General features: G+C 53.0%; 11 protein-coding genes, 2 tRNA genes, 2 rRNA genes and 5 pseudogenes. 5 read left to right on the forward strand and 15 right to left on the reverse strand.

Annotated features, from left to right (window positions below):
• Nucleotides 1-4: 4 nt before the first annotated feature.
• From wecB to GPOALKHO_RS06250, 5 genes and pseudogenes are all read right to left on the reverse strand, one after another.
• On the reverse strand, nt 5-1,129 hold the full coding sequence (wecB, locus tag GPOALKHO_RS06230) for a non-hydrolyzing UDP-N-acetylglucosamine 2-epimerase (RefSeq protein ID WP_406701740.1): 1,125 nt from the start codon (nt 1,127-1,129) through the stop codon (nt 5-7).
• Between the two features lie 107 nt (nt 1,130-1,236).
• On the reverse strand, nt 1,237-2,289 hold the full coding sequence (wzzE, locus tag GPOALKHO_RS06235) for an ECA polysaccharide chain length modulation protein (protein ID WP_406703412.1): 1,053 nt from the start codon (nt 2,287-2,289) through the stop codon (nt 1,237-1,239).
• An 11-nt stretch (nt 2,290-2,300) separates the two neighbouring features.
• Entirely contained in the window at nt 2,301-3,404 is a 1,104-nt protein-coding gene (gene wecA / locus GPOALKHO_RS06240) for a UDP-N-acetylglucosamine--undecaprenyl-phosphate N-acetylglucosaminephosphotransferase (RefSeq protein ID WP_406701742.1), read from the reverse strand.
• A gap of 278 nt (nt 3,405-3,682) precedes the next feature.
• Nucleotides 3,683-4,942 (reverse strand): transcription termination factor Rho, encoded by a 1,260-nt coding sequence (rho, locus tag GPOALKHO_RS06245; RefSeq protein WP_406701744.1) that lies wholly within the window; start codon nt 4,940-4,942, stop codon nt 3,683-3,685.
• A gap of 393 nt (nt 4,943-5,335) precedes the next feature.
• Nucleotides 5,336-5,573, reverse strand: a pseudogene (locus tag GPOALKHO_RS06250) (thioredoxin domain-containing protein); the annotation flags it as partial.
• Between the two features lie 233 nt (nt 5,574-5,806).
• Here GPOALKHO_RS06250 and GPOALKHO_RS06255 point away from each other — a divergent pair.
• A pseudogene (locus GPOALKHO_RS06255) lies at nt 5,807-6,631 on the forward strand (ATP-dependent RNA helicase RhlB); the annotation flags it as partial.
• A gap of 6 nt (nt 6,632-6,637) precedes the next feature.
• A complete protein-coding gene (gene gppA, locus GPOALKHO_RS06260; RefSeq protein WP_406701746.1) occupies nt 6,638-8,137 on the forward strand; it encodes a guanosine-5'-triphosphate,3'-diphosphate diphosphatase in 1,500 nt (499 codons plus the stop codon).
• 68 nt (nt 8,138-8,205) lie between these two features.
• On the opposite strand, the pseudogene GPOALKHO_RS06265 reads toward gppA, so the two are convergent.
• Nucleotides 8,206-9,326: pseudogene (locus tag GPOALKHO_RS06265) on the reverse strand (3'-5' exonuclease); the annotation flags it as partial.
• A gap of 91 nt (nt 9,327-9,417) precedes the next feature.
• Nucleotides 9,418-9,681, reverse strand: a pseudogene (locus tag GPOALKHO_RS06270) (ketol-acid reductoisomerase); the annotation flags it as partial.
• 965 nt (nt 9,682-10,646) lie between these two features.
• On the opposite strand from GPOALKHO_RS06270, the gene GPOALKHO_RS06275 reads away from it, so the two are divergent.
• Together GPOALKHO_RS06275 and GPOALKHO_RS06280 are read left to right on the forward strand one after the other, a co-directional pair.
• Entirely contained in the window at nt 10,647-10,868 is a 222-nt protein-coding gene (locus tag GPOALKHO_RS06275; protein ID WP_406701748.1) for a hypothetical protein, read from the forward strand.
• A 13-nt stretch (nt 10,869-10,881) separates the two neighbouring features.
• The gene (locus GPOALKHO_RS06280; protein ID WP_406703413.1) at nt 10,882-11,079 is read left to right on the forward strand and encodes an ATP-binding protein; all 198 of its coding nucleotides are present in this window, start codon (nt 10,882-10,884) and stop codon (nt 11,077-11,079) included.
• A 326-nt stretch (nt 11,080-11,405) separates the two neighbouring features.
• On the opposite strand, the gene GPOALKHO_RS06285 is transcribed toward GPOALKHO_RS06280, so the two are convergent.
• The gene (locus GPOALKHO_RS06285) at nt 11,406-11,744 is read right to left on the reverse strand and encodes a DUF413 domain-containing protein (RefSeq protein ID WP_406703414.1); all 339 of its coding nucleotides are present in this window, start codon (nt 11,742-11,744) and stop codon (nt 11,406-11,408) included.
• Nucleotides 11,745-11,868: 124 nt separating this feature from the next.
• Between GPOALKHO_RS06285 and hdfR the strand changes: the two genes are divergently transcribed.
• The gene (gene hdfR / locus GPOALKHO_RS06290) at nt 11,869-12,693 is read left to right on the forward strand and encodes an HTH-type transcriptional regulator HdfR (RefSeq protein ID WP_406701750.1); all 825 of its coding nucleotides are present in this window, start codon (nt 11,869-11,871) and stop codon (nt 12,691-12,693) included.
• 1,105 nt (nt 12,694-13,798) lie between these two features.
• On the opposite strand, the gene GPOALKHO_RS06295 is transcribed toward hdfR, so the two are convergent.
• The 7 genes and pseudogenes from GPOALKHO_RS06295 to GPOALKHO_RS06325 all read right to left on the reverse strand — a co-directional run bounded on the left by GPOALKHO_RS06295 (nt 13,799) and on the right by GPOALKHO_RS06325 (nt 19,069).
• The gene (locus GPOALKHO_RS06295; RefSeq protein ID WP_406701751.1) at nt 13,799-14,053 is read right to left on the reverse strand and encodes a hypothetical protein; all 255 of its coding nucleotides are present in this window, start codon (nt 14,051-14,053) and stop codon (nt 13,799-13,801) included.
• Between the two features lie 116 nt (nt 14,054-14,169).
• Complete coding sequence (locus tag GPOALKHO_RS06300; RefSeq protein ID WP_406701752.1) at nt 14,170-14,421, reverse strand: hypothetical protein; 252 nt, start codon at nt 14,419-14,421, stop codon at nt 14,170-14,172.
• A 235-nt stretch (nt 14,422-14,656) separates the two neighbouring features.
• Nucleotides 14,657-15,225, reverse strand: a pseudogene (locus GPOALKHO_RS06305) (sugar ABC transporter substrate-binding protein); the annotation flags it as partial.
• A gap of 306 nt (nt 15,226-15,531) precedes the next feature.
• A tRNA-Trp gene (locus GPOALKHO_RS06310) sits at nt 15,532-15,607 on the reverse strand.
• Between the two features lie 9 nt (nt 15,608-15,616).
• A tRNA-Asp gene (locus GPOALKHO_RS06315) sits at nt 15,617-15,693 on the reverse strand.
• A 128-nt stretch (nt 15,694-15,821) separates the two neighbouring features.
• A 5S ribosomal RNA gene (gene rrf, locus GPOALKHO_RS06320) occupies nt 15,822-15,938 on the reverse strand.
• Between the two features lie 222 nt (nt 15,939-16,160).
• Nucleotides 16,161-19,069, reverse strand: a 23S ribosomal RNA gene (locus GPOALKHO_RS06325).
• Nucleotides 19,070-19,139: the final 70 nt, after the last annotated feature.

Consider the following 19,139-nt stretch of genomic DNA (forward strand, 5'->3'; position numbering starts at 1 on the left):
GGATTCACCTGCTATCTTTTTTTAAAACCGTAATGATCCGCCCACAGGCATGGCCATCGCCGTAGGGGTTATGTGCCAGGCTCATCCGTTGATACGCCTTGGCATCGTTGAGCAACTGCGATACAGCCTGGTGAATCGCCTGCTCGTCCGTCCCTACCAGCCGCACAGTGCCGGCAGCTACCGCCTCCGGCCGCTCGGTGGTATCGCGCATCACCAGCACCGGTTTCCCCAACGAGGGAGCTTCTTCCTGGATTCCGCCGGAATCCGTCAGAATAATCGTGGCGCGATTCATTAAATAAACGAACGGCAAATAGTCCTGTGGATTAATGAGTTTTATATTGGCGATGCCGCTCAACATACGGTTCACCGGTTCGCTAACGTTAGGATTAAGATGCACCGGATAGACCACCTGCACATCGGGGTGATCAAACGCAATATGCGCCAGAGCGGCGCAAATGCGCTTGAAACCGTCGCCAAAACTCTCGCGGCGATGACCGGTGACCAATATCATCTTCTGCATACCGTCGAGAAACGCGTAACACTCATCCAGGCTGGCACGTAGCCCGGCATTACCTATTACCTTGTCACGCACCCAAAATAGCGCGTCAATCACTGTATTGCCGGTCACTGTGATGCGTGCCGCCGGTAGCCTTTCCGCCAGCAAATTGGCGCGGGCATTGTCGGTGGGTGCGAAATGCCAGCTGGCCAGGTGACCAGTCAATTTACGATTTGCCTCTTCCGGCCAAGGAGAAAACAGATCTCCGGTGCGCAGGCCCGCTTCCACATGACCCACGGGGATATGTTGATAAAACGCCGCCAGACTGGCGGCCAAGGTGGTGGTGGTATCGCCATGCACGAGCACAACATCTGGACGGAAGTCGTCTAGGACGGGCTGTATGCCGGTCAATATGCGGCTGGTTATCTCGCCAAGGCCCTGCTCTGGGCGCATGATATCCAAATCGTAATCGGGCACGATCGAAAACAGGCGCAACACCTGATCCAGCATCTCGCGATGTTGGGCCGTTACGCAGACGCGGGGCTCAAAGGCCGGATCAGCGGCCAGGGCCAGAATCAGAGGCGCCATTTTGATGGCTTCCGGCCGTGTACCAAAGACGACTAACACTTTCACAACAGTTCCCTTTATTCTGAGCAAAAGCCGGCAACGGCTTGGAATACATTAGGCCGCACGGCTAACGACAGCGGACCATTCCGACAGTTTAATACCTGTCGGTGTCATCAACGACGACGCGCCAGCGCGCCGCCAGCGCCCAGCAGCATACCTACGGCTCCCCATAGCACAAGCAGAAACAGGCGGCGTGGCTTATCGCGTTTTACTGGTTCTTCAGGGGTCCTCAAATAACGATAGGTCTTAAAACTCTTGTTTAAGACCGGCCCTACATTGAGAGTAGTCAACATCGCGCGATTTTGGTCGTAATCTGTATCATAGGCCGGTCCGGTCGCTTGCAGAGCATCCAAACGTGCCTGCAGGAGCGGGTGTCCCAGCAGAAATATTTCAGATTGCTGCACATTTTCGGCGGCGATGTCGGTTCTGCTTCGGTCGATACCCTGTGCGAGCGCCAGTTTCAACGCCTGATTAAGCTGTTGCTGCTCGCGCTGATATACTGCCGCGGCCACCGCCTCCTGTCGCTTCACCTGCGCTTTGAGCAAAACGGTGCGCGCGGTCCAGGCGGCCATAACATCCTCATTAAGATGCTTTTCCGCGCGCTGGTTGGCGAAATCCACATAGCGACGCAGCAACTGATTAGCGTCCGGCGCGGTTTCCGCCACCAGCCGCACGCTGTCTGGCAGTTTTTTCACCTCGTTGCGCGGTAGGAACTGAATGGCGTTGATCAACTCATCCAGCAGCACCGCGTCGGCGTGGGGGTCGCCCTTTTTGCGCGTTTGATAATAGGGGCTGACGAGCCAGAAATCCCGGCGGGTGTCGTAGGATGAGAGTTGGCGTAAGAATTCCTGATACGCTTCATCGGCAATCGAGGGAGTGTCAGAGGTCGGTAACGCGGTATTTTTCATATCCAAATTGCGTAAAAATTGCTGCTGAGAGAAGTAGCCGCCCAGCACATTCACTGTCGGTTTGTCGGTAATAGCGATGGCGGTCCACTCCTGGCGCACCACGAAAGAGTATATAAGCGCGCCCAGTGTAAACGCGAGTGCATAGACAATGACGGTAGCCTTGCCGCGCCACAGGACGCATAGCAAACCGCGCAAGTCTAGTTCATTGTCGATAACCTGTCCCCGGACGGCGAAGGAGGGTGAGCTAGCAGGTGTCATTTTCGCCCCGATCAACATTTCCGTTTAAGATGGTGTTTTTTATAGTGACTAAGCCGTCGCTCGGTTCGCTTGATGAAGCGGACGACCCGCCAGGCGCATTTCAGTACGTAGCCATACAGTAAAAACACCCCGATCCACAGCAACAACATGATCGACTCCGGCCAGCGCAGCCAGCGTTCCCCCACTACGCCGAAGAACGCCAGTAGTGCGGCAGTGAGTGTAATGACGATCAGAGACTGGCGCGAACTGAAACCCGCGCGCATGATCAGGTGGTGAATATGCTGCCGGTCTGGCGCAAACGGGCTTATGCCCTTGCGCATTCGGCGATACATGATGGCTATCATATCCATCAGCGGCACGGCGATGATCCATAGGGCGGTCACAGGATTCATCGGGTGCCCCCAGTCTTGAGTGCTTTGCAGTAGCAGCCAGATAACCGTGAAGCCGATCATGGTGCTGCCAGCATCGCCCATAAATACTTTATGGCGTCTGCCGAACACCCCAAGGTTTAATAAAATATAGGGCAAAATGGTGACGATCATGGCGAAACACCACAGTGCCAGGCCTGGATTATTATCAATCGCGAGCAGGATACCCATGGCGCCAAGAGACACGCAGGAGAGGCTGCCTAACAGGCCGTCGATACCGTCTACCATATTGAACGCGTTAATCGCCGCCCAGACGGCGAATAGCGTCACCAAATAGCCAAATGGCCCCAGCACCATCTCCAATGACCCGAAAATGTAGCCCAGGCTATTAATATGGCGGCCGCTGAAGACCATCATCACCACCGCGACCAGCGCTTGGATAATGGCGCGCGCCACCACGCTGATATCGAACCGATCGTCAAACGCGCCAGTCACGACCAGGACGCCTGCGCACATCAGGTACAGCGACATGTGGGGAATATAATAATCCGTATAGAAAAAAGTGAAGCAAATGCCGGCATAAATGGAAATACCGCCCACCAAAGGGATCTGCCCATGGTGGCGTTTGCGGTAATTGGGTTTGTCGACCAAGCCTATTTTTTTGGCAACCTTGCGCGCTAAAAACAAAAAGAGCAAAGAAAACAAAAAAATGACAACAAAATCAGTACTCATATTGAGTATGTTCACAATAGAAAGCTCTCTGCAGCCATCAGGTCGTTCAATGCGTCACCATGGCTTACATCTCAACCCCGATGTCTTGCTCGTCACTGAGTTTTGTGACAACGAAATAGGGTTTCTGTTATCTCTTTATGTTCCACCTGAATCTCCCTCAGGCGTGCAGATAGGTTCAAAATCGCCCGGACAGGCACAGACGTGTGTAACCGGACATAGTAAAGATGTGACTATCCTAGCATTAGAAAAGAAAAACGCCACGTTCTCACGCGGCGCGACCCGAGTTTTATGACTTACGAACGTTTCATCATATCGAAGAACTTATCATTGGTTTTGCTCATCGCTAACTTGTTCATCAGGAATTCCATCGCATCAATTTCACCCATTGGGTGGATGATTTTGCGCAGGATCCACATTTTCTGTAGCTCTTCTTGAGTGGTAAGTAATTCTTCCTTACGGGTCCCTGAGCGGTTGTAATCGATCGCAGGGAAAACACGTTTCTCGGCGATTTTACGCGACAGGTGTAGCTCCATGTTGCCTGTGCCCTTGAACTCTTCGTAAATCACTTCGTCCATCTTTGAGCCGGTATCGATAAGCGCGGTGGCGATGATGGTCAGGCTACCACCCTCTTCCATATTACGTGCGGCGCCGAAGAAACGTTTCGGGCGATGCAGGGCGTTGGCGTCTACACCGCCGGTCAATACCTTACCGGAAGCGGGTACGACGGTGTTGTAGGCACGCGCCAGGCGGGTAATGGAGTCCAGCAGGATAATAACATCTTTCTTATGTTCAACCAGACGCTTGGCTTTTTCTATCACCATTTCGGCGACCTGCACGTGGCGAGACGCCGGCTCGTCGAAGGTCGAAGCGATGACTTCGCCTTTCACCAGGCGCTGCATCTCAGTTACTTCTTCCGGACGTTCGTCAATCAGCAACACCATCAGCACGCAGTCAGGGTGGTTATAGGCAATGCTTTGGGCGATATTTTGTAGCAGCATGGTTTTACCGGCTTTCGGCGGCGCCACGATCAGACCACGCTGGCCGCGGCCAATAGGAGAGGCAAGATCTAGAACGCGCGCGGTTAAATCTTCGGTAGAGCCGTTACCGCGCTCCATGTGCAAACGCGAATTGGCATGCAGCGGCGTCAAGTTTTCAAACAGGATCTTGTTGCGGACGTTTTCCGGCTGGTCGCAATTGACTTCGTTGACCTTCAGCAGCGCAAAGTAGCGCTCGCCCTCTTTCGGCGGACGGATCTTGCCAGAAATGGTGTCGCCGGTGCGCAAGTTGAAGCGGCGGATCTGACTGGGGGAAACGTAAATATCATCGGGGCCGGCAAGGTAGGAGCTGTCGCTGGAGCGGAGAAAACCGAATCCGTCCTGCAAAATTTCCAGTACACCATCGCCGAAGATATCCTCGCCGCTCTTGGCATGCTGCTTGAGGATGGCGAAGATGATGTCTTGTTTACGCATGCGGGCCAAATTTTCCAGCCCTATATTCTCGCCGAGGGTCACTAGCTCTGAAACCGGCATATTTTTTAATTCGGTAAGGTTCATAATGGTGGGTTCTTAAACTCGGGGTATATTTGAAACTGATTTTGTGGATGGCATGGCAGCGTAAACCGTGCCTGTCTATGGCATTTCATCCCTGGTGGAATCCCGTTTAGGCTGATGAACAGAGGCTCATTGCAATATTAATAACAAGAAGACTGAGATTAAAAGTGCCTAACAACGGATTAATTTAAATCCCGCTTGCCTGACGCCCTCGTAGGTCACATTTGTTACTTTCTTACAACAGGGTGCGGGCAAAGAATAAAGCTTAGATTCAAACTACAGGTAAGATCACAACGCAGCAAGCGTAAATTTAACATGGTTCTTGATGGGCGTCTAGCGGTCAATATGAGAAATGCTTACGAACGCTAGTACCAAGAGGAAGATGCGCAATACTGCTTACAGATTCGCGTTAATGAACTCTTTCAACTGTCTTTTCAATAAGGCGCCAACTTTGCCTTTTCAGCATCACTGAACAGGAACAGGGTAGAAATACTGCGGATACCATATTAGGTGCAGTGGCCGGATTCTCATTGATCTTCAGCGATGGTCAGCCGTCGAATTCATCAGCGACTTCTGCCAGAATAGGCGCAACCATTTTACAATGACCAAACCATTCGGTCCAGAAATCGACTAAATAGCCCCTTGGCCTGTAATTCATCCCTTTGAAGCTTCACTCAAATAATTTTGCTCATGTTTTACTCCACAGAATTATCGTTACTTACCATTGCAGCAATAACCAACAACAGGTTGACTTCATTGCACTGTATACACTTTCCACACTATGTGCAAAACACACTTAAAAGAAGTTTTCCGACTTCGCCCTGCACCCGTTAATCGTTGAAGCGATCTATTCTAAAGGCTTTAATATATGATAAACAGCTGAAAGTGCTGGAAGCCGGGGTCGACACCCTGCTGGGAACCCCACCGGTAGGCTGATTGACTACACTAAACAGAATTACATCAATATGGGCGCCATTCAGGTGGTGGCACTGGATGTGAGGCCGAACGGATATTCGACTCGGCTTTGCCAAAGATATCCGCTGGCTGTTTCGCCGGGATGTCGCCACCGCTGAACGGCTGAACATGCTGTTTTCCGTCACGCAACCTAATCAGGTGCGCGAGCCGGCGTTCGAGCACATGAATAACGCCAAGCATGTTGAAGTGAAGCCGCTGCAGAAAACGGGCACCGCATACAAGAGGAGTTTTTATCCTCCAAATGAAGAAAATGCGCCCGCCATTTTGCCAATAACAAGCACTGCTGTGAGGATATCTAGGGCGTCTGTGGCTGCTGAGCGTCCGCATCTGGCGCTGACCGGCGATATCTCGCAGAAGCGGCGCCTTCGTACCGAGGGTGCTTGGGTATTCCGGTGGCGACAGACATGGGTCACGAACTGCATATTCCCTCCGTGTTCCATGTTTTTGATTATGATCTGCCGGACGGCTGCGACGATCACGTCCGCTGTATCGGTCGTACCGGCGAGAGCGGTCGTTCCGTCAGTCTGGCGCGTGAAGAATATGCATTGAATCTTACCGCGATAGAAAGTTATATTGGCCATCAGATCCCCGTTAGTAAACACAATAGCGACGCGCTGCTGACCGATCTGCCCGCGCCAAAACGGTTGACCCGCCCGTACGGCAGTGGTCCCCCGCCGCAGCGCCGCGCCGTACCATAACCGTAAACGTCCGGGCTAAACGCAAATGATAAGCGCCTCCTCACTTTATACCGCCATTGACTTAGGCTCCAACAGCTTTCATATGTTGGTGGTGCGTGAGGTGACCGGCACCGTCCAGACGCTAGCACGCATCAAGCGTAAAGTACGTCTGGCTGCCGGGCTCAACGGCGATAACCGGCTTTCCAGCGACGCGATGCAGCGCGGCTGGCAGTGCCTTCGCCTGTTTGCCGAATATTTGCAGGATATCCCCCCTGCCCATGTCCGAGTGGTAGCTACCGCCACCCTGCGCATAGCCATTAACGCGGCGGAATTTCTTGGCCCGGCCAGTGATATTCTGGGCTGTCCGGTACAGGTCATTTCTGGCGAAGAAGAAGCCCGGCTCATCTATCAGGGCGTCGCCCACACGACAGGCGGCTCCGATGAACGTTTGGTGGTGGATATCGGCGGCGGTAGCACCGAGCTAGTGGTGGGACGCGGCTCGCAAGCGCTGGAACTGTTCAGTCTGGAAATGGGTTGCGTCACCTGGCTTGAGCGCTATTTTAACGATCGCAGCTTGACATGGGAAAACTTCGATCGGGCGGAGCAAGCGGCGCGAGAAAAAATCCGCCCTGTCGCTTTCCGACTATTAGCCCTGGGCTGGCAAGTGTGCGTCGGCGCCTCCGGCACGGTGCAGGCGCTGCAAGAAATTATGGTTGCCCAGAGGATGGATGAACATATTACGCTCAGCAAACTGCTGCAGCTTAAACAGCGCTCCATTCACTGCGGCAAGCTCGAAGAGCTGGAAATCGAAGGTCTTGCGCTGGATCGAGCGCTGGTGTTCCCGAGCGGGCTGGCAATTTTGCTGGCGGTATTTGCCGAGCTCGGCATCAAGACCATGACCCTGGCGGGCGGCGCGCTGCGCGAGGGGATGATGTACGGCATGATGGCGTTACCGGCCGGAGGCGATGTCCGCCAGCGTACCCTGGAAAATTTGCAGCGCCGCTATCAGCTTGACACTGAGCAGGCGCAGCGGGTCGCCCGGCTAGCGGAGGAATTCGCCCGTCAGGTGGCCGAGACTTGGCAATTGGACGAGCGATGTTTCACGCTTTTGCGCTGCGCCAGCATGATCCACGAAATCGGCCTAAGCATTGATATCAAACGCGCTCCGCGCCATGCCGCCTATCTCGTCCGTCATACCGACCTTCCCGGCTTTACTCCCGCCCAGCAAAAGCTTATCGCCACGCTGCTGCAAAACCAGAGCAACCACATCGATCTTACCCAGTTGCATGAGCAAAATAGCCTGCCGCCGCACATCGCTCAACGCTTATGCCGGTTGATGCGGCTGGCGATCATCTTTGCCAGCCGCCGACGCGACGACGCGTTGCCCGCGGTGGAGCTGCGCGCCATGGACGAGACGTTGCACGTGCTGTTACCCCACGACTGGTTGAACCAGCATCCGCTACGGGCGGAATACCTGGAGCAAGAAAGTCAGTGGCAGAGTTATGTCCACTGGCCGTTATTGTTAGAGGAAACACCGCAAAGCTGAGCGATCGGCTCGCCTAACGCTACATTGCGGACGCTGTACCGCACTAAGCGGGAAATGCCTTGGCCGCCCTCGTTGTGCGCTAGGGCCAGTTGAGCCCGAAGACTAGCCAGATGGTTCTGTCCACAACCCATCCGCTCCTCGGCGCTGACCGGTTTGCGCACTTGCTCCCACACAAAATCGTCCTACGGTCGTTCCAGTAAGAAACAGCTCGATTCTGGTTTGACCAATTCACCGTATTGACACCGCTTGCGACACATGGTAAAGGTTAATTCCTTTTGCGCACGGGTAATATCGACATAAGTAAGCCAGGCGGCGCTCCTTATCAATACTGTTCTCGTCGACACTGCTTTGATACGGTAACATGCCGACCAGGAAGATATAAGCAAATTCCAACCCTTTAGAAGCGTGCAGCGTCATCAGTTGTACCTGATCCAACTGCTCCTCGCTCTCGCTGCGTTCCATCATATCGCGCAGAGTAAAACGGGTGACCGCCTGATCAAGCATCATTGCCTCCTTTAAGCCGGCAAGCATCTCAGTCATCCAGCTAAACAGTTGGTTAACATTTTCATCCGCATTTCCGTCGCTCTCGGATTGAGAGGGCTTTCATGCAGCCAGCTTTCATAGTCGTACAGTGAATGAGTTCACGCACCACCGCGATCGGTTCACGCTACGCCTGGCGGGCAACGCCCTCCAGTCAGCAGCTAAACTGTTGCAGAGATTCCAGGCCGCTCAGCGTTTCTCCAAGCCCAGATCGAAGCTAGCGGTGAATAAGCTATGTCGCGCTGCGTCTTGGCGTGAGAAAAACGACGTTCCGCCGGAGATGCAATAAGAAACGCGGTTTTGCATCAGCATCTTTTTAAACAGCCGCGACTAGCGATTACCGAGAGAAGGAATAGCGTAATCGCGACAGCGGGTCTTGTTGATGAAATAGTGATTAAGTATGCGCTCGGTGGAGCGGTGGTTCTACTCCAGCCTAATCACCGCGAGCGTCGGGAAATCTCCTGTTGCAACAGCACCAGATTTTGCGGTCGCGCGCCACGCCAGGAGTAAATCGAACCAGACAACGCTCGCGCACCGCCTCGTCGCGCTGCGGCAGTTTGGTGGGCCGCAGGATCAAATCGCCGAAATCCAGCACATTGCAAGCGACCAGATGATTCTCGTAGAAATCGTGACAGTGGGCGAGCAGTTTACCTGCTCGCAACAAGCCATGGCTCAACGATGTCCTTTAACAGCGCCAGTAGGCCGATTCAGTAATGATACTGGAACGCGGGTCACGCCGGCTTTGCCATGGCGATCATCAGCACGCCGTGATCAAAATAGGTCTGCTTGCTGATTTGCCGTCGTACCGCGGCCCATTTTCAAACGGCATACAGCCGGTTTCTTCGCGTCAGAAGAGCAGTTTAATATCATCGTTGGCCCAATCGGCCATTACGCCACTGGAGAAGGCGACGATAATGATATTGTCCATATGTTTTTCAAACAGCGACTACTTCAGTTGCTCGAGCACACAAAGCGCGTAACTTCGCGCTGTTGGACAAGCGGTTCTCAGAACGTAAAAGAAAACCACTGCTAACTTGTGCATCCTCCCCTATTCAACTTGATTGAATGGTGCTGGGTCGATTTATAGAGAAACCGTCTAAATATGACTACAACTGCAATACGGGACACTTACAGCTAGCCTTAAACATAACGCTCTATTATTACGTAGCCTATCGCGCTTTTCGTTGAGTGGCCGGCGCATGACGGATTCGTATTTTATGTGCATTATCTCCACCTACGGCATTCTGTATTCAATGTTGTTTTAAAAGAGTATTGTCCCCATCTATTGACTCGATGGTTTCTATTTATTCGGTAGCCTCATTTCCCCGATCGCTTGCGGCAAGAATTATTCCTCGCTGGCGAATACGTGTCGTTTCTTAGCGATAATCGCTCTGTTCACTTTCTTCCGCCGTCATCAACAATGTGCGATAACTCGTCAGGGAAACCAGCGCAACGGTGGACGACAATACAGTGCAGCGGGGTTTATCGGTACGGCTAGGCCAGAAAGGCGATCACCATTACATTTTTTGCCACACATGGCAATGAATGGAGAAGTTATTGCTCATACCCGCACCGCAAATCTTTTTATTGTTAGCGTCCTGGCGCCGCGACAGCGGGCATACTCAGCTCCGTTCATAAAGGAGAGTCCCATGGCACTGGCAATTTACACCAGCGGGCTAATCGGTATCCAGGCGCCGTCTATTGAGTTAGGAGTTGCCCGCCTTCACCTTGCTGCCAGAAAATACCGTGCAGCGATGCAACAGATCCCAAGCGTGCGGCTGAAACCCTATGAGTTTTCTTGGCGAACTGTCGCTGGCCGGAGAGGTGGGGTTTATAGCGCTGTTCCGGCCGCCCACGGCGCGGCGGGCGACGGCAGATTATCCCGCTGCAGGCTAACCGTGAAGACATCGCGCTGCTGCCGGGCAGCCCCAGGCATACCTCGCCAACTGTCTATAGCATGTGTAGTGCTTTGCAGGGCAACGGCTCTTTGATCATCGCCGAACCCACGGTGAATACCCTGCTAGCGCCGTCAGACGGCAGCAATTTGGAGGAAGTTATCAGCCAGCAGCAGGCCCGACGCGCGCTGGAAATCACTCTGGCCAGCAGCTACAATTTATTTAGGGCCGCCGAGCACCGTGAAAACCATGCTGGCGAGATAATTACCGGGTCTGCTGCCGCCGGTAACGGATAACGAGGCGAAACTACTGCGATTACTAGTCTGGTCGGCGTCAGCACTGCCAGACGCCATTAGCGGCAGCGTCCTTGCGCGCCCCCATTACAGCACGACGATGGTCGCATTTGTTGGTGGTGGCACCTTCCAGAGCCCCGTCGAGATCTCGCTGGCCCATAGCAGCTACTGTTTTGCCGGGGGTTTCAGTGGCGGGTACTCGATGCCAGCATGAGCCGCTGGAAACTGGTGAAATCTACTATTGCGTATTGCGCGTACATGCCCGCTGCGGGTCGGCTGACGCTATCTTAATCGCCTGTCTGGCCATTTCTAGATTACATCGATCTGTTGGTGAAGGTAGCACAACCGTGCGTGCATGGATCATGGCGGCACGCGCCCTGGCATTGGTTATCAAAAGTAATGCGTACACTAGCGGAGCTGGCGGGTGCAAATTAGCCGGAATCACCTGGCGGAAGCCCTTAGCTATCGCTGCATCGTTCGGCTACTGCACAAGCTGTAGCAACAGCGGGAATAAGTGTTAAAACAAAGGGACCGCATTCTTTAATCTTCAGCGTCAGTGTAGTCTTCTACCACATCCATCTGTGGTTTACCACCGGAAAGGGTATGAAAACGCTTGGGGCGGCGAGTATGCCCTATGTATTTGAACCAGACCTTCTCATGTTCATTGGTGGGGGCAAGTTCGCCGTGGCACACTGCAACAAACTGCCGCTCTTCATCGGTTACAGGTTCCCGTTTTCCACTGTCCAAATCATTGTAGGCATGGCCGCAACGCTCCAATAACTGTGCTTCTCGAATGGTGAAATGACCATGCCGAGAGAAGCCGCGAGGATAATTTTTGTTATCAAAGTAACGAGTAGAAGTAAAAAAGCTGTCTGCCATCTTACACGCTCCCATCTCTTACTACAATAAGCCACGCTGTTTATGGCGCGGAGTATTATTTAGGGTTGACTTTCTGTAAAATGAAACATTTTAATCAGTACGACAAATTTTTTTGGAGAACGCAGTGGACACGGAATTACTGAAAACATTCTTGGAAGTAAGCCGTACCCGACATTTCGGACGAGCAGCGGAAGCGCTTTATCTGACACAATCAACGGTCAGCTTTCGCATCCGCCAGTTGGAAACCCAACTGGGCGTAAGACTGTTTACCCGTCATAGAAATAACATTCGCTTGACGGCGGCGGGGGAACACCTGTTGCCCTATGCCGAAAATCTGATGATCACCTGGCAGGTCGCCAAGCAGGAAGTGACTCGCTCTTTGCAGCGCAATTCACTGTCCATTGGCGCCGGTGCATCACTGTGGGAGGCGTGGCTTGGAGATTGGCTGCAAAATCTTTATAAACAGTGGCCGAACCTCCAGCTGGAGGCACGCATTGCGCTGCGCCAGGGGCTGATTAGAGAGCTGCATGAACGCCAGTTGGATTTAATGATTACCACCGAAGCGCCAAAAATGGAAGAGTTGATCAGCCAGCAGCTTGGTAGCTTTTCCCTGACACTGTTCGCTGATACCAGCGGCGGCGAACTGGTTAACAATAAGCGACCTTATATACAGCTTGAATGGGGAGCTGATTTTCATGCGCACGAAAACCGGTTACAGATTAATCAGCAGGCACCGCTCGTCATCACCACATCGGCGCAATTAACCTGCCGGCTATTACAGATCACCGCCGCCTGCGCCTTTCTGCCAAGTCATTGGGCAGAGCGGTTTCCAGATTTGCGGCCCGTTAGTGATGTGCCAACCATCGTGCGTCCACTGTATGCGGTATGGCTGCAAAACAGCGATCAGCGCCCGATAATTCAACAACTGCTGAAAACCGCCGTGCTATGACGACTCGCACCGCGGGCAAATAAAGCCGAATCGAATGGTATTGGATCAATCTTTGGATCATCACACCAAGAGGCGTATATTTGCACAGCGTATCCAGCAAGGTACCGACGCTGCTGACTGGCAGTGTGATAGCGTCTATCGTTGCTATCACCTCCGCCGAGGTAAAAAAGAAAAGATAATGCCCGACAGCATCGCCAGGAAACTCGACAACAATATATCCGCACCGTCGTGCTTGTTAGCAGCCTGCCACCAGGGCGGCGGAGTAACCATTGCCGCCTATGGCATCACACCGCCACTACCTGATAAGCGTCAACAAAGTGAGCCTGACGTTGCAGGGCGGCTGCCAGGTCTAGAGTTAGCCAGCAGGTCATACTATGGGTGAACAACAGGAACCGACTCCCGCGACAAAGTAAAATTCATTCCGCGCAAGAAAACACATGCTGGCCAGGATGACGATAAACGTCGGTAGCCGCAGAGCATCTGACTCACGTGGAGGCAAGGCCAGAATATTGGCTCAGACAGTATAGGTAACCAGTAATGAAAACCAAGATAGTAAAACGCCAATGGCAAATTACGTTTTAGCATTAGTGGTACCTTCGCAACACCGACAACGACATTCGCGGTAACTGTACTACGAGAACCGGCAGTACCACATCGCTTCTACGATCGGGTTAAATTCAGGCTGATAACCGGAAAGCAAGATACCGGTATTCATGCCATGAAGAATGAGACCCACCAGCGATAACGGTAAATGAAAAGGCGAAAAGGCCGCCAAACAGCGAGCAGCCGCCGATAACCACGGCTAATACGGCGTCTAACTCCATTAATTAGCATACGCCCAAGTCGCCGGTAATGATAATATCGGCTGATGGCACATAGCATATACACTACCATCAGCACCAGACGGGTATTGAGGCCGCCTAGATAAACAGCCTAGCGCGATTTTACGGGTCAGCACCCATAAACATGGCGACGGAGATGATCACCAGTACCGGCAACCATAACAGTGCCTCGTGGCCGATTTTGCCAAACGCCGCATTATCGAAGGTTATGATTTAGCCTTCGATAATCAGTCGCGCCACACCGCGGTCGGCAACCATCAGAATTAGCGCGGCGACGATAGATTACTCCTAAGTATGGTGATGAGAAAACCGTTCCAGAGCTCGCACGCGACCCCAATGATTGTCATAACTGCCACGACGAACAGATCAATACCGCTGCTGGCGATAACCAGCGTCATGCCAAGCGCCAGAAAAGCCGCCAGCGCGCCGCGATTGACGGTGTCAATTACGCTGCCGAACAACCTGCTGTCCTGAATATGCAACGAAAAAATGCGGCGAGACCAGATCGTAATAATCAAGATAACCAGCAGCGTTTAGGCCTTACGTGCTGCCAGAGGGCATGCTCCAGCGTATCCGCCGAGCACCGGCCGGCGTAGACAGGGGTTTACTGCTCAAGGGTGGCCTTCTAGCTAGGTTACGCGGTAATGGCCTGCATGATGCCGGCGACCAAGATTTGCTGACACGCTAGCTCGGCCACGCGCCGACGATCGCGCAAGACAATGACACGCTCGGCATACCCGGCAATCCTCATCCCGTCAGCACTCAGCAGGCGAATAAACGAATCGCTGATGCTGTGCCTGTAACGCAGAATGATATTCTCCGTGGCGGAAGTGGATAATTTACCCAACAACGTCACTACTTCACCGCCATGCAAGGTCAAGCCCACTGCTGGAGGGATTTTCGCTAGGAAATTCCACGCTGACGCCTTGAAGCTCCAGAAGCAGTGCTGATGCTATGTCGTTTTCCCGTCACTGACGCACTAGCTGCTACCGTGGTAGACGGCGAAGTCAATACCGTTGTTAGTAGCCCATGTTCTTCTTGGCCGCATCCGGAAACAGCAATCACGAGTCGCTTACATTCTGCATAGGACTGCATAGGACTGCATAGGAGTCAACTCAACCGTTAGGAGTCAACTCGACCGTCGCATTGGCTTCCCTGCTCATCATCGCTTTTAAAGATATCCGGTACGCTGTCGATTGAGATCACTTTAATCTGCGAGCCCGATCTTAAACCGGGTTCTTTAATCGCCAATCGCCTGTATAAGCGCTGATCGGTGTGGACGTAAACGACGCAAATGTTCTTACCACCTGTTCCTCTGTGATAAAACTTTCTATGACTTCTACTATGGGTGCAGTATCCAGACTGCACTGCTGACGAATGGTTTTTATATTGGAATGCCCACTGATGCCGTCTGCAAAACCTTTTTATGGTTAATAGTAACGCTGGCGCCGACCGTACCCTGTAGCTCTATGACGTTACAGGCTTTATCCCCGGCATCCTTCACCTCACCCGCCACTCACCGGTGTTTACCCTCATGCACGCTGTTAGATGCGACTGCGGAGGTAGCTTCCTTGGCTTCCTGAAATACTGGCGTCGTCCAGCTGATGGCGACTACCGGCGTGATAAAGGAGCGCACCGTTTTAATTTGGTTTTTCTGCTTTTGCTACGCATCGACGATTTTTAATGTTAAACTGCAGGCGGATTCACTTATTGCCAATGCTATTTATCATGCACTTGTTCGCTACCATCACGAACGTGTGAGCTTCCTTATTTTGTAGGACTGAGGCGCGCCCGGCTTCACGCCGCCGGCTTATGGACGGACGCTTTTGGGACAGCATTGCTGGATAACTAACGGACCATCTATCTTGTTACCGGTATGGGCACCATTTCACCCTGAACGATCAATATTTTGTACATATGTTTAGTTGATTCAGTCTGAGCGTCGGGGCACACAGGGAAAAACAAAAACCTTCGCATTAGGAAGGGCTTCCATGGCTGGCAGGGGCGGAGAGACTCGAACTCCCAACACCCGGTTTTGGAGACCGGTGCTCTACCAGTTGAACTACGCCCCTAAATGAAAGTGGCGGTGCGGACGGGACTCGAACCCGCGACCCCCGGCGTGACAGGCCGGTATTCTAACCGACTGAACTACCGCACCATCGAACATGACACGCACCAGATTAGCATGAAAGGGGGTGAGACGCCCGTTGATATTCTGGGTGCTTATGCTCCTGTCGACACTGTTTGTGGCCCGATATTAACCAGCACAACCTTTTTAAAATGGATACCTGGCAGTTTCCTACTCTCGCATGGGGAAAACCCCACACTACCATCGGCGCTACGGCGTTTCACTTCTGAGTTCGGCATGGGGTCAGGTGGGACCACCGCGCTAGTGTCGCCAGGCAAATTCGTTGTCTGCACCGCTTTCGCCGTACGGAGGGCTCCGGGCTCTGGCTACCCAACCCTCACTTACGTGATCATCGGGCGTTATCCGGAACATCACTGATGGTGTCTCGTGTCTTGTCTCTTAGCACATGAGCGACCACATTTTGCCTGCATTTGCTGCAGGTGTTGGTGGTATTACCTGCACTTTTGTGGCTCGCTCTCAAACAGCTCAGGTGTTGTAAGGTTAAGTCTCACGGGTCATTAGTATCGGTTAGCTCAACGCCTCGCAGCGCTTACACACCCGACCTATCAACGTCATCGTCTTTAACGTCCCTTCAGGAGGCTCTAGACCTCAGGGAAGACTCATCTTGAGGCAAGTTTCCCGCTTAGATGCTTTCAGCGGTTATCTCTTCCGCACGTAGTTACCGGGCAATACCATTGGCATGACAACCCGAACACCAGTGGTGCGTCCACTCCGGTCCTCTCGTACTAGGAGCAGCCCCTCTCAATCTTCCAGCGCCCACGGCAGATAGGGACCGAACTGTCTCACGACGTTCTAAACCCAGCTCGCGTACCACTTTAAATGGCGAACAGCCATACCCTTGGGACCTACTTCAGCCCCAGGATGTGATGAGCCGACATCGAGGTGCCAAACACCGCCGTCGATATGAACTCTTGGGCGGTATCAGCCTGTTATCCCCGGAGTACCTTTTATTCGTTGAGCGATGGCCCTTCCATGCAGAACCACCGGATCACTAAGACCTGCTTTCGCACCTGCTCGAGCTGTCACTCTCACAGTCAAGCTAGCTTATGCCTTTACACTAACCTCACGATGTCCGACCGTGATTAGCTAACCTTCGTGCTCCTCCGTTACTCTTTGGGAGGAGACCGCCCCAGTCAAACTACCTACCAGACACTGTCCTCGGTCCGGATGACGGGCCTGAGTGAGAACATCAAACATTAAAGGGTGGTATTTCAAGATTGGCTCCATGCAGACTGGCGTCCGCACTTCAAAGCCTCCCACCTATCCTACACATCAAGGCTCAATGTTCTGTGTCAAGCTATAGTAAAGGTTCACGGGGTCTTTCCGTCTTGCCGCGGGTACACCGCATCTTCACGGCGAGTTCAATTTCACTGAGTCTCGGGTGGAGACAGCCTGGCCATCATTACGCCATTCGTGCAGGTCGGAACTTACCCGACAAGGAATTTCGCTACCTTAGGACCGTTATAGTTACGGCCGCCGTTTACCGGGGCTTCGATCAAGAGCTTCTCGCAAGCGATAACCCCATCAATTAACCTTCCGGCACCGGGCAGGCGTCACACCGTATACGTCCACTTTCGTGTTTGCACAGTGCTGTGTTTTTAATAAACAGTTGCAGCCAGCTGGTATCTGCGACTGGCTTCAGCTCGGGGCGCAAGGCCCTCCACCTACACACCAGCGTGCCTTCTCCCGAAGTTACGGCACCATTTTGCCTAGTTCCTTCACCCGAGTTCTCTCAAGCGCCTTGGTATTCTCTACCTGACCACCTGTGTCGGTTTGGGGTACGATTCGATGTGACCTGGAGCTTAGAGGCTTTTCCTGGAAGCGTAGCATCAATTCCTTCACCACCGTAGTGGCTCGTCATCACGCCTCAATGTTAAGAATGAGCGGATTTGCCTGCTCATTCCACCTTCACGCTTGAACCGGGACAACCGTCCCCCGGCGAACCTAGCTTTCTCCGTCCCCCCTTCGCAGTCACACCCAGTACAGGAATATTAACCTGTTTCCCATCGACTACGCCTTTCGGCCTCGCCTTAGGGGTCGACTCACCCTGCTCCGATTAACGTTGAACAGGAACCCTTGGTCTTCCGGCGAGCGGGCTTTTCACCCGCTTTATCGTTACTTATGTCAGCATTCGCACTTCTGATACCTCCAGCAGCCCTCACAGGTCACCTTCACAGGCTTACAGAACGCTCCCCTACCCAACAACACATACGTGTCGCTGCCGCAGCTTCGGTGTATGGTTTAGCCCCGTTACATCTTCCGCGCAGGCCGACTCGACCAGTGAGCTATTACGCTTTCTTTAAATGATGGCTGCTTCTAAGCCAACATCCTGGCTGTCTGGGCCTTCCCACATCGTTTCCCACTTAACCATGACTTTGGGACCTTAGCTGGCGGTCTGGGTTGTTTCCCTCTTCACGACGGACGTTAGCACCCGCCGTGTGTCTCCCGTGATAACATTCTACGGTATTCGCAGTTTGCATCGGATTGGTAATCCGGGATGGACCCCTAGCCGAAACAGTGCTCTACCCCCGTAGATGACTTCACGAGGCGCTACCTAAATAGCTTTCGGGGAGAACCAGCTATCTCCCGGTTTGATTGGCCTTTCACCCCCAGCCACCAGTCATCCGCTAATTTTTCAACATTAGTCGGTTCGGTCCTCCAGTTAGTACTACCCAACCTTCAACCTGCCAATGGCTAGATCACCGGGTTTCGGGTCTATATCCTGCAACTAAACGCCCAGTTAAGACTCGGTTTCCCTACGGCTCCCCTATATGGTTAACCTTGCTACAGAATATAAGTCGCTGACCCATTATACAAAAGGTACGCAGTCACACCCCGAAGGATGCTCCCACTGCTTGTACGTACACGGTTTCAGGTTCTATTTCACTCCCCTTGCCGGGGTTCTTTTCACCTTTCCCTCACGGTACTGGTTCACTATCGGTCAGTCAGGAGTATTTAGCCTTGGAGGATGGTCCCCCCATCTTCAGACAGGATATCACGTGTCCCGCCCTACTCATTGAGCTCACAACAAGCGCACCTTCGGATACGGGGCTATCACCCTCTGTCGCCGGACTTTCCAGACCGTTCTCCTGATGCGCAAGCTGATGATGGCTCTGGGCTGTTCCCCATTCGCTCGCCGCTACTGGGGGAATCTCGGTTGATTTCTTTTCCTCAGGGTACTGAGATGTTTCAGTTCCCCTGGTTCGCTTCGTCAGGCTATGGATTCACCTGACGATGATGCAACGAATTGCATCGGGTTTCCCCATTCGGACATCGCCGGCTGATAACGCTTCATATCAGCTCACCGGCGCTTTTCGCAGATTAACGCGTCCTTCATCGCCTTTGACTGCCTAGGCATCCACCGTATACGCTTAGTTACTTAACCTCACAACCCTGAGCTGTCTGCATTTGGTTCGACGGTCTGCCACGACTTCCGGGCTTTCAGTCACTTGCGT

It is taken from the genome of Sodalis sp. (in: enterobacteria) (assembly GCF_036327475.1).
Classification (GTDB): Bacteria; Pseudomonadota; Gammaproteobacteria; order Enterobacterales; family Enterobacteriaceae.

Excerpts from the sequence above, each read along its gene's own strand:
- rho (WP_406701744.1), bottom strand. The coding sequence starts at position 4,942 with ATGAACCTTACCGAATTAAAAAATATGCCGGTTTCAGAGCTAGTGACC.
- gppA (WP_406701746.1), top strand. The coding sequence starts at position 6,638 with ATGATAAGCGCCTCCTCACTTTATACCGCCATTGACTTAGGCTCCAAC.
- GPOALKHO_RS06285 (WP_406703414.1), bottom strand. The coding sequence starts at position 11,744 with ATGGCAGACAGCTTTTTTACTTCTACTCGTTACTTTGATAACAAAAAT.
- wzzE (WP_406703412.1), bottom strand. The coding sequence starts at position 2,289 with ATGACACCTGCTAGCTCACCCTCCTTCGCCGTCCGGGGACAGGTTATC.